The sequence below is a fragment of the Flagellimonas algarum genome (assembly GCF_040513375.1).
In the GTDB taxonomy this organism is placed as follows: Bacteria; Bacteroidota; Bacteroidia; order Flavobacteriales; family Flavobacteriaceae; genus Flagellimonas_B; species Flagellimonas_B algarum.
In genome coordinates, this window is the sequence record NZ_JBEVTG010000001.1 from 70357 (window position 1) to 89170 (window position 18814).

The following is an 18814-nucleotide window of genomic DNA, read 5'->3' on the forward strand; positions in this document are numbered from 1 at the left end:
AACGGTCATTTTTTTCAAATGCGCCTACAATAGTTTATTTTTGTTTAAGATTTTTTGTCATTTATTAAACATTATGGGATTCTTTACTAGAAAAACTGAAAAAGAGAAATTGCAAGACCAGTATCGCAAGTTGCTTGCCGAAGCACATCGACTGTCGACCAGCAATCGAAAATTGAGTGATGAAAAAGTTGCGGAAGCCGAAGCGGTGATGCAAAAGATCGAAGCCCTCACTTAAGTCATGTCCGCTGCCCTAACAGAAGCACAAGTCGACCGGATCATCGAAATGGCCTGGGAAGACCGCACCCCTTTCGAGGCCATCGAATATCAATTTGGCCTGGCTGAAAAGGAAGTCATCAAAATTATGCGCTCCGAATTGAAACGCAGCAGTTTCAATCATTGGCGAAAGAGGGTGAACAGTGGGGTAAGCAGCAAACACCTGAAAAAAAGGAATCCTGAAATCGACCGGTTCAAATGCAGCCGACAGCGTCACATTTCGAACAACAAAATCAGTAAAAGACCATGACAGAGAACGTCATGGCCCGTCATAGGTTCCCGACCGATACCGATACCATCATCGAACGGATGCTGGCCGTAGATCCCATCCGTTATGGCAAAACCCGTAATTTCCTTGATGGGGCAGTCACCTACCTTTCACCCTATATCTCACGCGGTGTCCTATCGACCAAAATGGTGATGGAATCCGTGTTGAACCGAGGCTACCCCCCGAGCAGTATTGAAAAGTTCCTACAGGAATTGGCCTGGCGCGACTATTGGCAACAACTTTGGATCGCTAAGGGCCATGAGATCAACTCAGCCATCAGACAGCCACAGTCGGGAGTTGAAAACCGAGGGATTGCCCAAGCGATATTGGATGCGCGAACGGGTATCGATGCCATCGACAACGGCCTCAAGACCCTTTATGATACCGGTTATATGCACAACCACCTTCGCATGTACGTTGCCTCCATCGTGGGAAATATTTCGAAGTCGCATTGGTTGCTCCCCGCCCGATGGATGTACTACCATTTACTAGACGCTGATTGGGCCAGTAATGCCTTAAGCTGGCAATGGGTCGTTGGGGCGAACAGCAGCAAAAAATACTACGCCAATCAAGGCAATATCAACACCTATTGCCAAAGCGATCAACATGGTACCTTTTTGGACGTTTCCTACGATGAAATCGTTTCGATTCCGGTTCCCGATTCACTAGAAAATATCGCGCAACCGGTTTTCTACACCCCCTTTCCTGAATCGGATGCACTATCGATAGTACCCGACAGACCCACGCTGATATACAACTTTTATAATCTTGATCCGAATTGGATGGCTGATAAGAATGCCAACCGAATCTTATTGTTGGAGCCCTCGGTTTTCGCCCAATACCCGATTGGTCAACAAAGTGTGGATTTCATGATGGCGTTGACCAAGAACATTCCAGACATTCAGGTGTTCGTAGGGGAATTCGAAGCCCTGAAACAAAACTTGGGAACGTCCCAACTCCATTACAAGGAACATCCGCTCAACCGACATTACGAAGGCATCGAAACCCCAAGGGACTGGATGTTTTCGGTAAATGGGTATTATCGCTCGTTTTTCGCATTTTGGAAACGGTGTAAAAAAGAACTTTAAGCCACGGTATGGAACTGGACAAACTTGCCATTGCGGAATTGGATAGGGTGCCCCGTTTACGCTTGATCAATGCCCTATCGGGCATCAAACCCGCAAACCTGATCGGCACTGTTTCGACTTCAGGACAAACGAATCTGGCCATAATCAGTTCGGTAGTCCATTTGGGCAGCGATCCCGCATTGATGGCCTATATCTGTAGACCGGACACCGTTCCGCGGCACAGCTTGGACAATATCAAAACCACCGGCAGTTTCACCATCAATCACATCCATACCGACTTGATCGAAAAGGCCCACTATACGTCGGCGAAATTCGATCGAACGGTTTCCGAATTCGATCGCTGTGGGCTTACCTCTACTTTCGTTGAAGGCATAGCCGCTCCTTTCGTTGCCGAAAGCAGGATAAGGATCGGGTTGGCATTGGTTGAAATCATGCCGATAAAGCATAACGGTACCTTTTTGGTTATTGGGGAAATCAATTTTATCCATGTCGATGACGACTTGTATAGCGTGAATTCCGAAATGGACCTTTCGACTTTTGAAGGCGTTGGCATTTCTGGTCTTAACAGCTATTACGGTTTGACCAAATTGGCCGAATTCCCGTATGCCCGGGTCGATGAAACCCCTGATTTCAAGCGTGAACCATGAAAAAAAGTGAGCTGCCCGTGAAAACTTGTTTGCGCTGCCAGCGCCCTTTTCGTTGGCGCAAGAAATGGGAACGTGATTGGGAGCATGTCAAGTATTGCAGTGAACGCTGCCGCAGAAACAAACAAGCATGAAGACCGTTTGTATTCTTTTTCCACATCAATTGTTTGAAAACAATCCCTTGTTTTCTTTTAAAGCCCCTTGCTATTTGTTGGAAGAACAGCTGTTTTTCACACAATTTGCCTTCCACAAACAAAAGTTAGCCTTTCACAGGGCCAGCATGAAGGCTTTTGCAGATCATGCCAAAAACCAAGGGGTTTCGATAAACTATATCGAATCGATTGATGGGCGTTCCGACATACGAAGACTGATTCCCGATCTGGCCAAGGCCGGTATAGGCCGCATTGAAATAATGGATCCGGTCGATGATTGGTTGTTAAGCCGAATTACAACCGCATGTGAAGCCAACGCCATCGCCTTGCACATTACCGAATCACCATGTTTTCTCAACGACGATGCGGCCATAGCGGACTATTTCAAAAAGGGGAGGAAACGCTACCATCAGACCCATTTTTATACCGAACAACGGAAACAGCGTGGTATCTTACTCGATAAGGAGCGAAAACCCAAAGGGGGCAAGTGGACCTTCGACACGGAGAATCGGAAAAAATATCCCGCCAAAAAAATACCGCCACCAATCCACTTCCCGGATAAGAACCCTTATTATCAAGAGGCGGTGGCCTATACCGAGCTTCATTTCGGCACCAATCCTGGTCGTTTGGAGACCACCTCGTGGTATCCGACCACGTATAGCGAATCGAAGGCCTGGTTGACCCAATTCCTGCAATATCGTTTCGCCGAATTCGGTGCTTATGAAGATGCGATTGTCAAATCGGAATACATCTTGAACCACAGCGTTTTGACCCCGATGTTGAACGTTGGCTTACTCACCCCACAGTACGTATTGGAAAGCAGTCTTGATTTTGCGGAAACTTCGCAGATCCCCATCAATTCGACGGAAGGCTTCGTACGCCAAATCATCGGATGGCGCGAATTTATCAGGGGGATTTACCAAGTACATGGTGGGGAAATCAGAACCCGTAATTTCTGGAATTTCAACCGTAAGATCCCTGCATCTTTCTACGATGGCACGACGGGTATCGAACCCATTGACAACACGATAAAAAAAGTACTCCGAACCGGCTATTGCCACCACATCGAACGTTTGATGATCTTGGGTAATTTCATGCTTTTGTGCGAATTCGATCCAAACGAAGTGTACCGTTGGTTCATGGAACTGTTCATCGATGCCTACGACTGGGTGATGGTACCCAACATTTACGGGATGAGCCAATTCTCGGATGGGGGACTTTTCGCGACCAAACCCTATATCAGTGGCAGCAACTATGTCATCAAAATGAGCGATTATAAAAAGGGTGACTGGCAGCAGGTCTGGGACGGTCTTTTTTGGCGGTTTATGGATGTACACCGGGAATTTTTCCTAAAAAACCCTCGTTTGGGAATGTTGGTGCGTACCTATGACAAGATGCATCCTGAAAAGCAACAGGCCCACCATGGGCATGCCGCCCGATTTCTTGAAACGCTCTAAATAACACTTTGTAGCGCCTGAATCTTACCACTGCGAAAATACAGTTGGATATTTTCAGTTGTCCTTTAAAACGTGAATTCCTGGCATTACTAAAAAAGTCTAGGAATAGAACCCCTTGATATGTAGCACTAGTCCGACATAAACAAACCCAAAAAAACGGCTATTTTGTGGTGTTAAGAAAGCTCTTGATCATTTATCAATATTGGACTTGCAATAGGGAATTCAATTCCTACCTGAAAACACTTGACGGTGTTGATTTTCACATCAACCAGAAGAAAGTTTTTGCTTGGCATTTGTGAACTATATCCCACAAATGGTATATGTTATTGGAGCAATTGAGTTTGCAATCAGCCTCATCGTCACTGTTTATTTTTAACCCAACAAATCGAACCCTAAACTCTGTAACCACCTTTAAAAATCGACTATGATCTTCTGAACGAGATCAGTTCCCATCCCTTGATCACGCTTATGAATGTGGATTTTATTCGAAATCAACGCAACACTATTTTTAATAAAATGACCCAACTTATAGCAAGTGAGTCCTTTTTAAAAACAAAAAAAAGTGTCCTAACGGAAGCATTCGGTCGCTTGAGATCGTTGTCAAGCATATGTTTGCCGTAAAAAGAACGCATGTTCAAAACAAAGATGTCCAAAATTATTTGCTGGAAACCATTGCTGGTATCAATGGCAGTTTTACTGGGATTCAAATTTCAGTCCAACGGTTTTCAAAAGCAGATGCCTTATTCGAATTGATTCAATTAAAATTCTCCCCCAGAGAATACTCATTTGATCTTTCTACCTAAACTACTAAGGAAGCTTTTGAGCAGAATTTTTAAAGGAAAAAAACAAATTGAAGCTTAAGCGAAATTGTAAATATATAAGGCGTCATAAATGTTTATTTGATGATAGCTGACATTTGACGCTCCGATTCATTTATCAAATAGTGAACCTCCAACAAACCGTTCATTTCAAAATTGAAAACAGCTTGATATTAATAACAATCTTGACCAGTTACCTATAGGCAAAAACCACTTTAAAAAACCCAAATAATGAGATCAAATCTTCTGCTATTATTTACTATTTGCTTGTGTACATCCTGTAAAAAGGATAACCAACTAAAACGAGATACGATTAAGAATGAAGAAATTACCCAAATATTGTTTTCAAAAACCGATGTTGCCCAAAATAAAGTATCCCAAGATGATTTTGTAAATACTTTCACTCTGCACAAAAACAAATTCTTAAGTCTTCATTTTAGTCTAGAGCAACCCCTTATTGAAAGCCTTAAAAAACTTGCCCCTAACCTTTCTGAAGAAGAATTACTGAGTATAGGGAACTTCCAGTTTTCATTTTTAGTAGATGGTGAAACCACTTATGTTGAAAACCTTAACACAGGAGCTGGAACAAAAATTCAAAAAACAAAAGAACTAAATAAAGTAGTAAGGTTAGTAACACCGGAACAAATAGGGTTTTGGGGCTGGTTTATGTGGAGAAGGTTTATTACACGGCATAGCGGTCAGGAGGTCTGGACGAAAGGAAAACATAATTTAACCATAGAAATTAGATCTTATATAAACGACGACACATTAAAAGTAAGTGGATTATTGGCTAAGGGTAGCATTTCCGTTGAAGTTCCTGAAATTGAAATTGATAACGATTTGATTGCTATCCAAAAAATAAAGCCAAATAGTGGATGGGAAGTGTCTAAGGACAATTTTGACAGACGTAAAATTGAAAACTTGAATAGGAGCATAGCGGAAGCTAGCCTCTATGGTATCGAAATCAATGGCCTAGTGGTACTCAAAGACGGTAAACTTTTGATAGAACAATATTTTAATGGTTCATCAAGGGATAGCCTGCACGATGTCAGGTCAGTTGGAAAATCATTTGCATCTACGATGATGGGCATTGCCATTGATGAGAACTATATACCAAGTGAAGATGCTAAGCTTAAAGACTATTATGAATTAAAGTCTTTTAAAAACTACACTTCAAAGAAAGATTCGGTCACCTTAAAATCTCTTTTGACCATGACATCGGGATTTCTTGGTGATGACTCGGATAATAGTAATCCCGGGAATGAAGAAAATATGTACCCAACCGATAATTGGGTAAAGTTTGGACTTGACTTACCGATGCATCAGGATAAAATAATAGGTCAAGACTATAACTACTTTACCGCTGGTGTAGTGGTCCTTGGGGATATTATCCATAAATCCGTCCCTAATGGACTTGCTTCATACGCCGATAAAAATCTTTTCGCACCATTAAATATCAAGGATTATAAATGGCAGTATACGCCACAGAATGTGGCCAGCACGGCTGGGGGAATACAATTGAGAGCCATTGATTTGGCTAAATATGGACAGCTAAATAAGAACGAAGGAAAATGGAATAACCAACAGATCGTGAGCAGTGAATGGGTTCGGAAAAGTTTAACCAGACAGGTATCACAAGCCTATGCTGGCAAAGAGAATTTATATTACGGTTACCTATTTTGGAACAAAACATTTACGGTCAATGATACGGATTACGAAGTTTCGTTTTGTACAGGTAATGGCGGAAATAAAATATTCGTATTTAAAGATATTCCTTTTGTAGTGGTCATTACCGCATCTGCGTATGGTAATCCTAATGGACATGCCACCGTTGATACGATGATGATGGATTATATCATACCAGCTATCACAAATATAACCAGTCGTAAAGTAGGTTATAAGCAATGACCGTAATTGATAAAACGAAAAATAAGGTCTTAAGCAATGGTCTTTACCCAACGGAATATTTGTAGGTTGTAATCCTTTATAGCTGAAATCAAATTCTAAACCGGTCGTACGACTTAACAACCATCCTTGCTGAAAATGAAGGGACTAGCAGCAGGTCTGGGATGGCCTATTTTGGCTGTTTATGGGTGTACACCGGGAATTCTTCCTTAAAAACCCACGATTGGGAATGTTGGTTCGCACCTATGATAAGATGCATCCTGAAAAGCAACAGGCCCACCATGGGCATGCCGCCCGAGTATTAAAAGCGCTTTAATCACCGTCAGCAAAGTGTATCTGGCGTAATTTCTCAGCAGCTCCGAAAAATGGCGCTTTCTCGTTCAATTCACCGACCAATACCGGGATGGTCATTTCGGTTCTAAGGCTTTCACCGTAAATCGGAAAAGCCCCGGAAAGTCCCCCGAGAACCAAAACGGCTTCCGGAGCGAAATCAACAAGACGGTATGCTAAAAACCGGCCAAGGTCGCGCCCCCATCGTTGAAAGGCCTCGGCAATTGCTTCATGCTCATCGACCAACCCTGCGGCTTTTTTGGGGTCTCCCTCAAAGCCGTGTTCGGCCAAATACGATTGCAGTCCACGAATCGAGAAAAGATCATCGATACGATTTCCGTTCCAATACTCTTCATACAACCAGCCGTTCTCAGGAACCCCCGTGCCTTCGACCAATGGAGTCCCCCTTTCGATGAAACACGAACCGAAACCCGTGCCCAAAGTGATCCCTACCATCTTTTCGAAATCCTTTCCAACACCGTATTCCGCTTCGCCCAAAACCGCGCATTCAGCATCATTACGAAAAGAAAATGGACATTTTATTTGATGCTCTTCACGAAGTATTCGCCCGATATTCAATCCGTAAAGCGATTCGAACTTATTGACCCCCTTGATGCGAAAGACACCATGTTCATACTCGAAAGGGCCCGGCATTGAAAACGCGATACCATCTAACTTGAAGCACGCCATATAAGACGTGATGATCGCTTTGAAATCCGAAATGATATGTTCTCGAGACCCCCTACTATCAATCGGCGTTTTTTTCACCTTACTGACCACATCCCCCTTCAAAAGGCCACTCTTAATGGAAGAACCTCCGACATCGAGACATAAAATGGTTCTACCTAAACTCATAACGATTTCATTTGGGCCCATAACAGGGAGGCGAAATTGAAAGCGGTAAATTCCAGATCCCGGTCAGCTTGGTGCATCGCTTCCACAAGACTACACGGTTTTCTCAAAACGGAAGCCACAAAAGCAAGGCCAAGCGCCTGTTGCTGAATGTGGTCGAGCGCAACGTTTCCGCAGAAAGCGGCGACCGGAACTTGATGCTCGATGGCCCGTTGGGCAATACCTTGTATCGTTTTACCGGCCTGGGTCTGGGCATCGATTTTTCCTTCCCCCGTAATGATCCAATCAGCGCCTTGAAGTCGGTCTTCGAAGCCAATGAGATCGGCCATCAATTCAAATCCGGAACATAGGCTGGCATTGAACATTGCCGCTAGCCCTCCGGCAACCCCGCCGGCTGCCCCGGCACCTTTGATACCATTGACATCCAATTCAAATTGGGTACGCAAAACCTCTGCGAAATGCCTAAGTCCATCATCCAAAAACCCAACTTGTTCGTCATTGGCCCCTTTCTGCGGGGCATACGTAAAGGCGGCCCCGAATGGTCCGTTAAAAGGATTGCCCACATCACAAGCAAGTTTAAATTGAACACCCCGAATCCGTTGGTGATCTTCTTTATCGATTTCGATTTGGGCCACCTTGATCAAATTCTTTCCTATCGGTTCCAGCTCCAGCCTATTCCTATCGTAAAATCGGAAGCCCAAAGCAGCAGCGATTCCCATACCCCCATCATTGGTAGCACTTCCTCCTAGACCGACGATGATATGACGCGCCCCTTTTTCAATTGCATGACGGATTAACTCACCCGTACCATACGAACTGGATTTCAAACAATCCAGTTCATTCGAGACCAACAATTTATGTCCTGAGGCTTCTGATAGTTCCACAAAAGCGGTCCGTTGTCTTGTGTGGATCAAGTAGCGTGAAAGAATCGGTCGAAACAGAGGATCATTGACTTCAAGCACTTCGTTTTCGAAGCCTTGTAGTTGTCCCAATACATCAATCGACCCATCACCCCCATCCGCCATTGGCATGGCGATGATCCTGGCTTCCGGAAAAACCTTCCGAATCCCCTTTTCGACCGCGCTACAAAACCCTGCGCCGGATAGGGAACCTTTGAATTTATCGGGAGCGATCACGAATTTCATAGGCTTCAAGAAAGCAAATTGGGTAAAGTGATACTTAACAGAACTATGAAGAGGAAAAAACCGGTAAGGATCAGCACTTCTTTTTTACTGAAATCAAAAACAACCGCCACTCCTTGACCGGGGTTACGATGAACTAATTTGGTCAAAAGCATAGCGACCAGGATGGTGACAATGCACCCAATGGCGTTCCACCAAAACCAGAATATTTCAGGCACGAACAACCACAAAACCATGTTCAAGAACACACCGAATACGATACCCACGTTTGCTGCCAAGGCATGCGTGTTCTTGGTCAGTATGGCCAAGATGAAAGCAGCCAAAATCGGACCATAAAAGACCGAACTGATCTTATTGATCACCTCGATGACCGTTCCTTCGATACTACCTGCGAAAAAAGCGAATCCCAAACAGACCAGACCCCAAAACAGCGATAATAGTCGGGAAGTCTTCACATAGTCACTATCGGTAATCGCGGGGCGCATGCGTTTCACAAAGTCTTCCATGGTGACTGCCGATAAAGAGTTCACCGTTGAACTCAACGAAGACATGGCTGCTGACATGATCGCCACGATGAGGATACCAATGATCCCGTTCGGTAAGTAATGGATGATAAAGACCGGAACCATAAGATCCGCCCTTTTACCATTTAGGGAATCGATATTCTGTTGGTATACCGTATCCATCATACCACTAAACCCGGCATCTTGCAGTAGTAAGGTACCCAACACCAAACCCATGATACAATAGATCAGGGTCAAAGGAAAACGCATTACCCCATTGGCCAAGAGCAGTTTCTTTATGGTCGGAAGGTTTTTGGCCGACAAGAGACGTTGTGATTGTGTTTGATCGGTGCCATAATAGGAAGCATAGAGAAAGAATCCGCCGATAACCATGGGCCAAAACCCGAATTCATCATTTTTATCGGCATTGTTGAAACCGAGTTTATCGAAATCGACCGCTACCAATCGGTCTTTATCAACCGCCTGTAAAAATGAATCGATTCCCCCCAATTCACTTAGGCCATAACCTAGGCAAATCAGAATACCCAAAAAGAGGATGACCATTTGAATTACATCGCCCCAGATTACAGCTTTCATTCCGCCTTGAAAAGAGTATACTAAAGTGATGGCCCCGATGATCAAGATCGAAATCCAGAAATCGACTTGTACGGTGGCCTGTAAGATCAACGCCATGGTATAGACCATAACCCCAGTGGCCACGGAACGGCTGATCTGAAATACAAAACTGATCAAGAGGCGCGAAGAGGCATCAAACCTGCGTTCTAGATATTCATAGACACTAACGATACCCGACTTATAAAGCGTAGGTATCACCGCGACCATCAAAAATGCCATAGCCAAAGGAACCCCGAATTCATAAGTAAGCCATTGCATGCCGCCACCCTCTTTGAGTCCGACAAAGGCTGGGGCTGAAATAAAACTGATCGCTGAAAGTTGGGTGGCCATGGTCGATAGGCTCAAAGGGAGCCACCCCATGCTGCGACCTCCCAAAAAGTAATCCCCTGAACTCTTGTTCTCCTTGAATAAAAATCCGATTCCGAGAAACCCGATGAGATAAACCGCAATAACAATGTAATCAATGGTATTCATAAACTTTGCTTCAATTGATTTTTATGGGTGCCCATCCATTCCTCTTTGAGCATCCCGAATAAAACCGCATCAGCAGCGTTGGCACCCTCAAGGGAAGGGAACATGTGGCGTACACGACCTTCTTCAATGCATCCCACTTTGCGCATAGCGCCTAGACTGCGATGGTTTTCACTGTGCACCCCAAAGCCCACACGTTGCACGTCAAGCGGCCCAAAAAGCCAATCGAAAAGAAGGAATTTCAAATGTTCGTTCAATTGACTGCCCCAAAAATCCCTACCGATCCAAGTATGCCCGATCCGGGCACTTCGGCCATCTTCAGAGACATCGTATACCCTTGTACTCCCCGCATAACACTGCTTTAGCTTATCATAAATCGCAAAGGGATATTGCCTGCCCATGCTCTTCTCACCCATCATATGCTTGAAGTAGGCCGTAAAATCGGAACTTCCATCAGCACTACCCAACAAGAACTTCCAGATTGCTCGTTCAGATGCGAAGCCTTCCAAAAAACGCTGGTGTCTGAACTGCATAGGCTCCAAACGGACCCTTTCGTTTTCAAGAAGGTATTTTTTTGTAAAGTCCATCCCTTAGTACTCCGTCGATTTCAAAAAATCGATAAAAAGGGCAGCGCTCCATGAAAAGTTGTTTCCACCGTAGCCTTCCGTATGGTTATCGGGATTGTCCTTTCGAGAGTCGAAGTATTCATAAAAACCGTATTTCTCGATCAAACTGATGGAATCTTGCTTGACCCTATTGGCCAGTACGCGATACCCATAGCGACGTAATCCGTGGTACAACATCCAGTTCATGTTGATCCAAACAGGACCCCGCCAGTATTTTCTAGGATCAAAACGCTCATGGGTTGGATCAAAAGATGCACAGAGGTATTTGTCTTCGCCCCCAAACCGCTCCATCATGGTCGCGACCATACGGGAGGCCCTATCCGCATTCGGAGCACCACAGAACAAAGGGGCGAACGATGAGGAAGTTAGATAGGGAATCTGTGCGTTTCGCCTTAAGTCATAGTGTACATAAGCCCCTAAAGATTCACTAAATAGTTTGGCGTTCATTCCAGCTATACTTTTTTCCTGTTTTTCACGCAGGTAACGAACCATATCATCGGCATGACCGAACAGTTCGTACAATTCGATCAACGCTTCATTCGATTTGATCAACATGGCATTGAACAAAGGATCCAATACAAGAAAAGGGGAATGCTCCGCGATCTTGCCGTCATCATAATTGAATTCCTTGGCTACGTCGATGATGTACAGATAATGATCGTATTCGCGTTGCGAAGGGCGCTGCGATGCATCGACATGCGAAGTATCACGGCGTTCAAAAGAATATTGGGGTGGGTTCATGGTCTGCCAGATATCGTCCCAAATGGGGGAGTTATCGGTTCCGGATTCCCAATTGTGGTAGATATAGACGAGTCCATCATCATGGATATCGCGATGCTCGTAAAAGTAGATATGGTTTTGGAACACCTTATCGATATGTTCCTTGATGAAGTCGAGAATGTCTTTCTTGTCTTCAGCGATCCGCAATAGTTCCCTGAGGATGAAACCGATGACCGGTGGCTGGGTCATTCCTGTAGACCGGTACTTTTTGGAAGCTTTGGGATGCAACTCCGATCGATGGAAATCAGGTCCTGGAAAATAGGTGTCGCTATCGGTATGGAACACGATGTGCGGTATGAACCCATTGTCCCATTGGGCATCGAGTAGGGTAGCTACTTCTTGTTTGGCCTTTTCGATATCGAAATGGGCGAAACCCAAGGCAATGAAACCGGAATCCCATTTCCATTGAAAAGGATAGAGCCCTTTACTCGGAATGGTAAACCCTTCTTTTTGGAAGTTGTTGTCCAACACTTCCATCGCTTTATGGAGCATGTTCTTTTGCATCTTTTAAAAAACACATTGGCGATAGGAACATCGCCAATGTGATTACCGAACTATAAACTAACTTAAACTAATCCAAGACTAAAAATTGAAGGTCGCGGTCAAGAAGAACCTTCGTGGTAAAATCGGACGTCCGAAGAAAAACTCCCCGTCATCGACCTGCCCGCCGATACCGGCTCTTGGGTTTCCTTCGGTCAAACCAACACTATCGAACAGGTTGAAGACCGAAAAACCAAGGCGTACCGAATTCACATCCTGGGTACGGAAGGTATATCCAGCACCCAAGCGGGCGATCGTGATCGCGTCTAATTCTACATTATTACTATCATCGGTGAACTTGCTCCCTGTATGGTTCAAGGTGAAGTTCGCATCGAATTTGCTATTGTCGTAATTGAACCCGAGGCTTCCCAGGAAATTAGGCTGTCTGCCGATCTCATTGCCCTCGTTAATGGTCGACACATCCCCATTGGTCAAATCCGTTGTTTCATTTTTGGTGATTTCATGGTTTTGATAGGTCGCCGTACCATTGATGTTGAAGAAATCGGTAACCCGGTAGTTCCAAGTTGCTTCGAGACCGACCGTTGAAGTGGTCTGTTCGCTTCTTCCTTGATCGACCAATTGGCCGTTGACGATGGCCTGATCGATTCGGATACGATCCCTCAGCGTCACATAGTACCCGGCAAAGGACCCCGAGAAGGTCGAAGTGCCAAACTTGGCCCCGGTTTCGAATTGCAAAATGGTCTCACCTTCATAGTTGGACTCCCGAATACCTGGTGTTGGTGCAAAACCACGCTGTTGCGGCCAAAAGAAACCCCGTGAAAAGTTGGCGTATAAGTTGGTCGACTCCGTTAGTTCATAAAGGCCAGCCAAGGATACCGCCCAATCCGTCGCATTGATCTCAGCCGTGGTAAAACTTCCATCGGCAAATCGTACGTTGGCTAATTCAGGGGTCAATTCAGGGTCATCATAGACTTGACTTTCTTCCAATCCCCCATTGTTAAAGGTTCCCGTGGTCGACTCGATACGCAGACCGACGTCAAAACGCCATTTGTCGAACACCATTTCATCAGTGGCATAAAAGGCCGTTCTACTTTGTGAAAGGAAGCGGTTAGAGGTCATCCCGATGCGGTTATACAAACCTCCATCCGAATAAATGACGTTGCCCCCACCGGCATCGGTATAGCTAAGGTTGACCAGTCTCGGATTGTTATTGAATTCCGAGAGTACCCGGTATTGGTAATTCACGTCTTCAGCCTCGGTTCTCGCTACATAGGTACCAAAGGTGAAGGTATGCTCACGGCTGTTGGTTCGCACAATCAAGTTGGCATCACCCGAGTAATCGGTCATTGGTCGAAGACGGTCAACATGAAGGTTCTCGACCACAAGGTCGCTACCGTTGATCTGTTCACCGCTACCCCCTTGATAGGTAGCACTGAACCCTGTGTTATCAGGCGCTATTTGGGCCACGTAGTTCGAAAGGGATATCGGGTTGCCGAAGGTACCGTTGCCCCCGACATACAATGCGAAATTGTGCTGGTAGTTGGCATAGCGTATTTTTGATTTAAAGCTTACCAAATCGCTGAAGTTATATAAGAAATCACCCATGATATAGCCCCCTTTGGTAGAGACCCCATCTTCTATCGGACTTTTATAAACCCCACCCGGTGTCAAGAAGGAGGTTTCGGCCAATTCGCCCGAAAGCAATTGCTCTACATCTTCCCCATCATTACCGGCTATGCGTTCACGGGAGTTACCGTCTAGAGGTAAGGGAAGAAAAAACTGGGCCCTATCATCGATATACTGGGCATGCACGGTAAAGGAACCGTTTTCAAAACGCTTTTTGATATTGCCACGAAATTGGACACCACGCGTTGGCAGCCCAGTCTCAATCGGACCGTCATCCTTTCGAACGAAGCCTGTGAAGGCGTAAAAGGTATTGGAATCTTCACCACCCAGCTTTCCACCGGTGTAAAAATCGGTCTTTAACCTACCCCTGCTTCCCCATTCAACGTTGATTACGTTTCCAGGATTCGTATCACCCGTTTTACTGGTATAGTTGATGATACCTGCAACAGATCCGGCACCATACAAAACGGCTGCGCCACCACGAACGAATTCGACCCCTTTGAAGCCGATATCGGGTCTTGCATAGACATCATGTGCCGAGGAGTTCAAACCAAACGTACTCATCAAGGGCATTCCATCGTATTGCAGCGGATTGAACACATACTGCCCGCCCGAAGGCAAACCTCTAACGAACAAGTTGGTTGCCGTCTCACCACCACCACCTTCAGCGGTAATGCCGGGTACATCACGTAAGATATCGGCCTGGCTATTCGCTGAGAGTTTTGTGATTTCCGTGATTTTCTTCGAACTGATCGAAAGTGGTGCTTGCTTCTGTGACCGAAAGGTTGTCGAAGCGGTGATGACCACTTCATCCAATTGTTGGCCACTTTCGACCAAAATGAAATCAAGTGAAAGCGCTGTACCATTCAAATCGACCGTTTGCTCTACTGTTGTGAACCCAATAAAGGAAACTCGCAAGGTTTGCGAACCACTTAAAGAAGTTGTCAATACGAAATTGCCATCAAAATCGGTCGTGGTCCCTTCTTCAGAACCCAAGATCAACACGTTGGCCCCTAGAACGGGAATACCGGCCTCGTCTTTTACCGTACCGGAGATTTCAGTTTGGGCGAAGATCGTTGCCGTAAATAATAGACATGCCATCGCCGACAATACATTTTTCATAGTTGCTCAGTTATTAGTGAAACATTTTTGAGTTAGAATTGATTTTATTCAATGTTTTGACCAAAATAATTTTGATATGACAATAAAATGATGGAATATTTGTCAAAAACCTATGCAAACGTTCTCGCAAACGTTTGCAATTTCAAATCGGGAACATGAGCAAAAGACATCAGGTGACCTTAAAGGAACTGGCCAAATTATTGGAATTATCCATTTCAACGGTGTCACGGGCCTTGAACGATCATCCGGATATCAGTGCGGAAACCAAGCTTAAAGTAAAGCGCTTGGCTGAAAAAATGAATTATGCGCCAAATCTCTTCGCGCGCGGCTTTCGATCGCACCGCAGCCATATTCTCGGTGTGATCGTTCCGAACATTTCACATTACTTTACTTCAACAATTCTGAAAGGCATTCTAGACCAAGGGGAAAGTCTGGGATATCGGGTGATCATTTCCGAATCCAAAAACGACGAAAAGAAACAGACCGAGATGTTGAACACCATGATCCAATTCGGGGTTGATGGCATCTTGATGGCCCTAGCGCGTAAGACCCATTCCATTGAAGCGATCCTTGATGTAGTCGATAGAATCCCAGTCGTGCTTTTCGACAAAGTCTCGGGCAAGATTCCGTGCACCCAAGTGGTCATCAATGAAGAAGAAGCAGCTTATAATGCCGTCGAACATTTAATCAATACCGGTAAGCGGCGCATTGCCATCATTAAGGAGACCGAAGGATCCTACAATTCGGAAAAACGCTTTCAAGGCTATCAAAGGGCGCTTAAAGAGCACAATATCCCTATTGATGACAAGATCATTTTAAGTACGGAAGACATCTCTTTGACCAAAGGCAGGATGATGGCCAATATATTATTGAGCTTGAAAAAACGGCCTGATGCTATTTTTGCCATCACAGACAGCGCTGCCGTTGGCACCATAAAAGCCCTGCATAAATTCAATGTGAAAATTCCCGAAGAAATTGCTGTGGTCGGTTTCAGTAACTCCAAGGCTTCGACCATAGTCAGTCCTTCCTTATCAACGGTCGACCAACCTGGCGATAAGATCGGAAGAACGGCAGTGGGTTATTTGATCGAGGAAATCGAAAACCCTAAGGAAGACCCAGTGACCAAAACGGTCGAGATCAAGACCAATCTCATCATTAGGGATTCTTCGTTCATTCCTTAACGGATTGACAACAGCCCACAAGGTGGGATTACCTCACTTGCGTTCGGTGTTCCTCCAGCACTCCGTGCTGAAAATAAAAAAGTCCCACTTACAAATTTAAAACACCCAATTATGGAAAGAGTAGGACTACCTCACTTGCGTTCGGTGTTCCTCCAGCACTCCGTGCTGAAAATAAAAAAGTCCCACTTACAAATTCAAAACACCCAATTATGGAAAGAGTAGGACTACCTCACCTGCGTTCGGTGTTCCTCCAGCACTCCGTGCTGAAAATAAAAAAGTCCCACTTACAAATTTAAAACACCCAATTATGGAAAGAGCAGGACTACCTCACTTGCGTTCGGTGTTCCTCCAGCACTCCGTGCTGAAAATAAAAAAGTCCCACTTACAAATTTAAAACACCCAATTATGGAAAGAGTAGGACTACCTCACTTGCGTTCGGTGTTCCTCCAGCACTCCGTGCTGAAAATAAAAAAGTCCCACTTACAAATTCAAGCAAGCTTGATTTGACGTGGAACTTCTTTATTTATTCGTGACCGCGGGAGGATTTGATTTCATTTATAACTAACTGTATTTGTTTCAATTACAATATTGCTGGGACAATATTGGGACTTTTAGACCGTGAACAATAAGCAAAATATTTTATAATTAATTGATTTACAAGTGTTTACATTAATTTTTGACATTTCAAATTTGGTGAAATTTAACAGTTTTTATAGCTTATTCTTGGCCTTTAAAGTGCTCTTCAAATATCTTTTTCCTTCCACCTGACCCTGTGTCAACCTCAAAAAACATTCTTTCCGTTACTGAATACCTCAATAATTTTTGCTCTACGTTCCGTTGCTTACACCAATATGAGAGATTAATAAAATAATCTTCATTTTTATGAACAACCCTGAAAGAAACTGATTGTGTTATGCGTTGTACAATCAAAGTATCGAACTTCTTCGTTAGAGAATATCTACGCTCTTTTGGAGGGCCGTCAATTAGCCTAAAACTTCTGTTATTCACTACTTGTATGACGTTATAGACATCAATTAAAATTGCCGCTTTATCCGCCGGGTAGACAGATACGTTAGTAAGTCCTATATTAATTAAATCAACGTTATCGGATTTTTGATCGATTCTGGTAACTGTATCTAACTCAGGTGCTCTTCTTTTATCGAAAAGAGCTGCGACAATCCCATGTGGGGCGGGTTTTGTTTCACTATCTAGTCGGATATAATATCTTTTGTCGAGCGATGACTGATGCGGAGGGGTTACACTTTGTGGAACATCGACCAAAAAGATTTTACCATTCATATATTCTAGTTCCTTGACCTTGATTGATATTGGTGAAGGAATAATATTAGTTGCTATTTTTTGGACCAACCAATCCTTACTTTTAAACTTAGATTGCGTCAAACTTCCTTGACAAAAAGTTACTTTCACCCTATCCGACGTTTTTGTCTTTTCTACTGGTGCTCCAATTATCAGAAGACCCCCTTCCGTATTTAGAAATGCTGTTACTTCTTTGTATATCGAATCAACATCAACCGTACCACTCTTGAATTCAAGAATCGAAGTTTCCTGCTGTTCATATTTAAAGAAGTCTTGGACTTGAGAAATGGTTAGTTCATCATCATCAACACCAAAAATCTTAGAAATGAAATATTTGTGGTTATTCTCCATGATACTTTTCAATTATTTTTCATTGTCCTATGGCAAATTAAGATTTATTGCGCTTCCTTGGAGCACTCTACCGCCTCTTCCATTGTCAAAATCCACCACTCTACAAATACCTTTTGCCAATCAACTGATTATCAATATTTTACATAATTCATTATTTTAAACTTATTGTTCAAATAAAAAGGCATAACTTACTGTATATCAGTTAGTTATGCCTTTAAAAAATGGTGACCGCGGGAGGATTCGAACCCCCAACCCTCAGAGCCGAAATCTGATATTCTATCCAGTTGAACTACGCGGCCTTATGTCTTTATGAACTTAGTTTTGCCTTTACTACGCTTGAAATGGTCTTGCCGTCAGCCTGTCCGGCCAATTCCTTGGACACGATGCCCATGACCTTCCCCATATCCTTCATGCCTTCGGCACCGATAGCATCAATGGTCTGAACAACGACTTTTTCAATCTCAGCTTCAGTCAATTGCTCGGGCAAAAAGCGCTCCAATACGGCTACTTGGGCCAATTCGGGTTCGGCTAGATCGTTACGGCCCTGCTCGGTGAAAATGGCCGCGCTGTCTTTGCGTTGCTTGACCAATTTCTGCACCAACTTCACCTCGTCGGCCTCTGAAAGCCCATCACCGCCCCCTTTTTCGGTCTTGGCGAGCAACAGGGCCGATTTGATGGCACGCAACGATTCGAGGGCCACGGTGTCCTTGGCCTTCATTGCTGCCTTCATTTCGGTCATTACTTGCTCTTGCAAACCCATTTCAAACTTTT

The 18814-nt window shown here is 44.3% G+C and carries 17 protein-coding genes and 1 tRNA gene; 9 read left to right on the forward strand and 9 right to left on the reverse strand.

The annotated features are described in order from the left end of the window. Window positions 1-73: 73 nt before the first annotated feature. The 8 genes from ABV409_RS00385 (at window position 74) to ABV409_RS00420 (ending at window position 6921) form a co-directional block, all read left to right on the forward strand. Window positions 74-235, forward strand: a complete 162-nt coding sequence (locus ABV409_RS00385) for a Lacal_2735 family protein (RefSeq protein WP_353875488.1) — start codon at window positions 74-76, stop codon at window positions 233-235. Between the two features lie 3 nt (window positions 236-238). Then, the gene (locus ABV409_RS00390) at window positions 239-523 is read left to right on the forward strand and encodes a TIGR03643 family protein (RefSeq protein ID WP_353875489.1); all 285 of its coding nucleotides are present in this window, start codon (window positions 239-241) and stop codon (window positions 521-523) included. Continuing rightward, window positions 520-1629, forward strand: coding sequence for an FAD-binding domain-containing protein (locus ABV409_RS00395; RefSeq protein ID WP_353875491.1), 1110 nt, complete (start codon window positions 520-522; stop codon window positions 1627-1629). Before ABV409_RS00390 ends, ABV409_RS00395 begins: the two co-directional genes overlap by 4 nt. An 8-nt stretch (window positions 1630-1637) precedes the next feature. After that, complete coding sequence (locus ABV409_RS00400; protein ID WP_353875493.1) at window positions 1638-2276, forward strand: flavin reductase family protein; 639 nt, start codon at window positions 1638-1640, stop codon at window positions 2274-2276. Next, window positions 2273-2407, forward strand: coding sequence for a DUF2256 domain-containing protein (locus tag ABV409_RS00405; RefSeq protein ID WP_353875495.1), 135 nt, complete (start codon window positions 2273-2275; stop codon window positions 2405-2407). Before ABV409_RS00400 ends, ABV409_RS00405 begins: the two co-directional genes overlap by 4 nt. Continuing rightward, window positions 2404-3882 carry a cryptochrome/photolyase family protein gene (locus ABV409_RS00410; RefSeq protein WP_353875496.1) on the forward strand — a complete coding sequence of 493 codons (1479 nt, stop codon included), beginning with the start codon at window positions 2404-2406 and terminating at the stop codon, window positions 3880-3882. The genes ABV409_RS00405 and ABV409_RS00410 overlap by 4 nt, the downstream gene beginning before the upstream one ends. A gap of 1049 nt (window positions 3883-4931) precedes the next feature. Then, window positions 4932-6608 (forward strand): serine hydrolase domain-containing protein, encoded by a 1677-nt coding sequence (locus tag ABV409_RS00415; protein WP_353875497.1) that lies wholly within the window; start codon window positions 4932-4934, stop codon window positions 6606-6608. A 181-nt stretch (window positions 6609-6789) separates the two neighbouring features. After that, window positions 6790-6921, forward strand: coding sequence for a hypothetical protein (locus ABV409_RS00420; protein WP_353875499.1), 132 nt, complete (start codon window positions 6790-6792; stop codon window positions 6919-6921). Here ABV409_RS00420 and ABV409_RS00425 read toward each other — a convergent pair. From ABV409_RS00425 to ABV409_RS00450, 6 genes are all read right to left on the reverse strand, one after another. Continuing rightward, window positions 6918-7790: an ROK family protein gene (locus ABV409_RS00425; protein WP_353875500.1), complete on the reverse strand. Its 873-nt coding sequence runs from the start codon at window positions 7788-7790 to the stop codon at window positions 6918-6920. The genes ABV409_RS00420 and ABV409_RS00425 overlap by 4 nt on opposite strands. Continuing rightward, window positions 7787-8932 carry a glycerate kinase gene (locus ABV409_RS00430; protein WP_353875501.1) on the reverse strand — a complete coding sequence of 382 codons (1146 nt, stop codon included), beginning with the start codon at window positions 8930-8932 and terminating at the stop codon, window positions 7787-7789. The genes ABV409_RS00425 and ABV409_RS00430 overlap by 4 nt, the downstream gene beginning before the upstream one ends. A 5-nt stretch (window positions 8933-8937) precedes the next feature. Continuing rightward, window positions 8938-10542: a sodium:solute symporter family protein gene (locus ABV409_RS00435; RefSeq protein WP_353875502.1), complete on the reverse strand. Its 1605-nt coding sequence runs from the start codon at window positions 10540-10542 to the stop codon at window positions 8938-8940. Beyond that, entirely contained in the window at window positions 10539-11126 is a 588-nt protein-coding gene (locus tag ABV409_RS00440) for a GNAT family N-acetyltransferase (protein ID WP_353875503.1), read from the reverse strand. Before ABV409_RS00440 ends, ABV409_RS00435 begins: the two co-directional genes overlap by 4 nt. Window positions 11127-11129: 3 nt before the next feature. Continuing rightward, window positions 11130-12449, reverse strand: coding sequence for an amylo-alpha-1,6-glucosidase (locus tag ABV409_RS00445; RefSeq protein WP_353875504.1), 1320 nt, complete (start codon window positions 12447-12449; stop codon window positions 11130-11132). Window positions 12450-12527: 78 nt separating this feature from the next. Then, the gene (locus ABV409_RS00450) at window positions 12528-15194 is read right to left on the reverse strand and encodes a TonB-dependent receptor domain-containing protein (protein ID WP_353875505.1); all 2667 of its coding nucleotides are present in this window, start codon (window positions 15192-15194) and stop codon (window positions 12528-12530) included. 155 nt (window positions 15195-15349) lie between these two features. On the opposite strand from ABV409_RS00450, the gene ABV409_RS00455 reads away from it, so the two are divergent. Beyond that, window positions 15350-16375, forward strand: coding sequence for a LacI family DNA-binding transcriptional regulator (locus ABV409_RS00455; RefSeq protein WP_353875507.1), 1026 nt, complete (start codon window positions 15350-15352; stop codon window positions 16373-16375). 717 nt (window positions 16376-17092) lie between these two features. On the opposite strand, the gene ABV409_RS00460 is transcribed toward ABV409_RS00455, so the two are convergent. From ABV409_RS00460 to ABV409_RS00470, 3 genes are all read right to left on the reverse strand, one after another. Beyond that, complete coding sequence (locus tag ABV409_RS00460; protein ID WP_353875509.1) at window positions 17093-18043, reverse strand: AlbA family DNA-binding domain-containing protein; 951 nt, start codon at window positions 18041-18043, stop codon at window positions 17093-17095. Between the two features lie 222 nt (window positions 18044-18265). Further along, a tRNA-Arg gene (locus ABV409_RS00465) sits at window positions 18266-18342 on the reverse strand. A gap of 8 nt (window positions 18343-18350) precedes the next feature. Further along, on the reverse strand, window positions 18351-18803 hold the full coding sequence (locus ABV409_RS00470) for a GatB/YqeY domain-containing protein (RefSeq protein ID WP_353875510.1): 453 nt from the start codon (window positions 18801-18803) through the stop codon (window positions 18351-18353). Window positions 18804-18814: the final 11 nt, after the last annotated feature.